The organism is Lactobacillus sp. W8093, from assembly GCF_016100925.1.
GTDB classification, from domain to species: Bacteria; Bacillota; Bacilli; order Lactobacillales; family Lactobacillaceae; genus Lactobacillus; species Lactobacillus helsingborgensis.
On record NZ_JACFRL010000018.1, the window covers coordinates 1 to 2,995 of the forward strand.

Annotated in this window: 2 protein-coding genes and 1 pseudogene; 2 read left to right on the forward strand and 1 reads right to left on the reverse strand. The window is 35.0% G+C overall.

Features of this window, described 5'->3' with window-relative positions; all coding sequences use genetic code 11:
• Nucleotides 1-331: 331 nt before the first annotated feature.
• Nucleotides 332-1,189: an IS982 family transposase gene (locus H3T47_RS09125; RefSeq protein ID WP_199283251.1), complete on the forward strand. Its 858-nt coding sequence runs from the start codon at nucleotides 332-334 to the stop codon at nucleotides 1,187-1,189.
• Between the two features lie 9 nt (nucleotides 1,190-1,198).
• A pseudogene (locus H3T47_RS09135) lies at nucleotides 1,199-2,230 on the forward strand (SLAP domain-containing protein); the annotation flags it as partial.
• A gap of 23 nt (nucleotides 2,231-2,253) precedes the next feature.
• Here H3T47_RS09135 and H3T47_RS09140 read toward each other — a convergent pair.
• Nucleotides 2,254-2,847: a hypothetical protein gene (locus tag H3T47_RS09140; protein ID WP_198214157.1), complete on the reverse strand. Its 594-nt coding sequence runs from the start codon at nucleotides 2,845-2,847 to the stop codon at nucleotides 2,254-2,256.
• Between the last annotated feature and the right edge of the window lie 148 nt (nucleotides 2,848-2,995).

The window sequence follows — 2,995 nt, forward strand, 5'->3', positions numbered from 1 at the left end:
GATAGAATGTAGTGAGTCCATTTTGACCTCCATAGATGTTTTTGTGGTTATTAACATTCTATCAAACAGGTCCAAATGGACTTTTTATTTTCTATCAAGTGTTCAATTTAATTTTACAATCGGCGGATTTATCATAATATTAAAATCTCTTGCTTTCTCGGACAATTAATCAATAAACTGAAATCATCATCAATTATATTTAACTAAATATTAGATACTATAATATATAATAGTACGCGTGGTGCTAGTTAAATCGTTTTAGTTAATAAAAAAGTCCAATCTTGTTAGACTCGACTTGTAAATAGTAATAATAGAAAAGAGTCTGATCTGATTGAACTGCCTTAAGCTTAGGCATTTTAGCCACCATTTACAAGCTAGTTTTAAAGATTTAGTGATAATTTGTCGGCACTGGTATCGTTTGTATGCACCGGCTGAGTTTACTCATCGGCGAAATATTGATCAAATTAAAACTACGGACAGTCTGATTTGGGCTTTGCTTATCTGGCAAGCTAAGACAGGAATTGAATCACAAAGAAGATTCTGTGAATTTTTCAATTGTTTATCACACTCACGTTTTAATCGGCGTTCACGTCAGCTATTACAATTGATTTATCAGATACGGCAAGAAATGAATAAAAAGGTTGACCTGAATGGACAGTTCTTGATCATTGACAGCTTTCCGGTACCTGTTTGCCAACCAATTCGCAACTATCGTGCTAAAATTTTTCGCGGTTATGCCAACATTGGTTATAAGGCCACCAAGAAAATTTACTTCTATGGTTTCAAAGTTCATGCCATTGTTAGCGATGACGGTTACATTCTTGATTATGTCGTAACAAAAGCATCAGTTCATGATGCCAGGGAGACAGTTGAACTGCTGGAAAATACCCATCCATCTAATTACTATCTTCTTGGCGACGAAGGCTATTTAGGCAAAGAACTGCATCAACAGCTAAAACAAATGGGTTATGAACTTTGGACATCATATCGTAAAAATATGACAGAAGCTAAAAAGCACAATAATCATCAATTGATGGCTATTCGCAGAACAATTGAAAGCGGCTTTTCGCTTCTGACCTATTACAATGCCGAGAACAATCGAGCACGTAGTCTGATAGGCTTTCAAAGCCGGTTGGAAATTGCAATATTAGCTTATAATTTGGCTTATTGTCTAGAACGATTTAACTAGCACCACGCGTACGTTTATGGTTCAATCTATGTTGCCCCAACTCCTGTTACTATTGACGGTAGCCAATACTATAAAATTTCAGGCAAGGATCAATATATCAAAGTAACCAACATTGATGGTGTAACTAGAAAAATTACACATAATGCTTATATCTACCGGACTTCTACTCAAAGAACGCCATATGGTATGACTGCAAGCAGTAAGAGGTGGAAATTCTACAAGGGAAAAACTGTAACCACATACGGTGGCTCCTACAAATTTAAGAATGGTAAACGTTACTTTAGAGTAGGTGGTCCAAGAAAACAATATATTAAGTCTTACAATTTAGGACCAGTTATTAGTTCTAACATTAGTGCTGCTACTACAACAACTACTTCCAAGACAAATACAACTAACACTTCATCAAAAAATGTTGATGAGACTACCGTAACTGTTGATGTCGCAAAATATTATAGAAAGACCGCACCTATCTTGACCTTTACTAGTGATGGTAATCCAAAAATTGTTAAATCAGTTCCTAATGGTACTAAGTTTACCGTAGACCGTTTAGAAAGTGGTGACCGAGCTGATAAAGTGGCATATGCAGTTGGTTCATTTAATGGTGATCAAACTATTTACCATATCAAGGGTATAGATAATTGGATTTATTCAATTGATGTTAAGGCTGATAAGAAGTTACCTGTACATGATTATAATGCAGAGAACTTCTCTTACATCACCTTCCCTAAAGCTACCGATGTTTACAATGCCGATGGAACTATTCAAAACCATAATGGTCAAAAGATCATAAAGCAAATGGGACACTTAAAGGTAGACAAATTAATGTATATTTGGGTTCCGAGCGAAAATAAAGCTGAATTATTCTATCACTTAGTTGGAACCAGTTTCTATGCAACTACTACTCCAACAGCAAGACAAAGTAAAATCGATGTAGGACACGACGCTTATGTTAAAGCTGATGATGTTAAATTTGCCGGAGGAATTAAGTTAACACCATCTAACACTCCAGAAGAAGCACAAGCTGCTGCTTTAAAGAAGTAAAATACGTAAAAAATAGACTGTCGTTATGACAGTCTATTTTTCTTTACCTTAGTAAAATCATACTTTCTATATTTAAGTGCAACATTTTTATCCATAAAAATCGCACCGTTGATGACACTAGGATCAGTCCCATAGCTTAAGAAGAGACAATCATGGTTCTTAAATTGACCAGGTTGATAATCTAAGTTCACCAGATCCAAGAAGCCGCGCACTTTTAACGAATTACCTTGAGTATCAATTAGAACAATATTGCCAGAGTATTTTTTATTTTGTTTTTCAGAGTGACGATTCAATTTTAAATTTGGATCAACTTTTTGATAAGTGACATCGCCGTTAACCGTGTGCTCAGTAATCACGAGTTTTCTAGCCCTTTTAGAATAAGGATCGCCGCGATACCAGGTACCACGGTACTGGCTAGGTACAGTTGTAAGTTTAAAGCCCTTATATTTTTTATGAATATTAATGCGAGGAGCTTCACTAGATGATTTAGTCTCATGACGTACAATTTTTGAACTACTTGATGATTGTGAACTTAAATTTGATTTTGCTGTTTGCTTATTGCATCCCGTCAATAGCGCAGCGGCCATTACACTGATTAAAACAATCGCTTTTTTCATATTTATTCTCTTTTCTTAAATTTAATCTCAATTATAAAATATCTTTGAACAAAATAAAAACGCAAATTGCAATAATAACTTGAACACTTTTGTTTAGGCTGTTTGATAGATGCGATCTAATTCTCTTTCAAAGATTTCATCTGGTGTA

What these genes read in the sequence shown, in the direction of transcription:
- H3T47_RS09140 (WP_198214157.1), bottom strand. Translation starts at nt 2,847, where the DNA reads ATGAAAAAAGCGATTGTTTTAATCAGTGTAATGGCCGCTGCGCTATTG.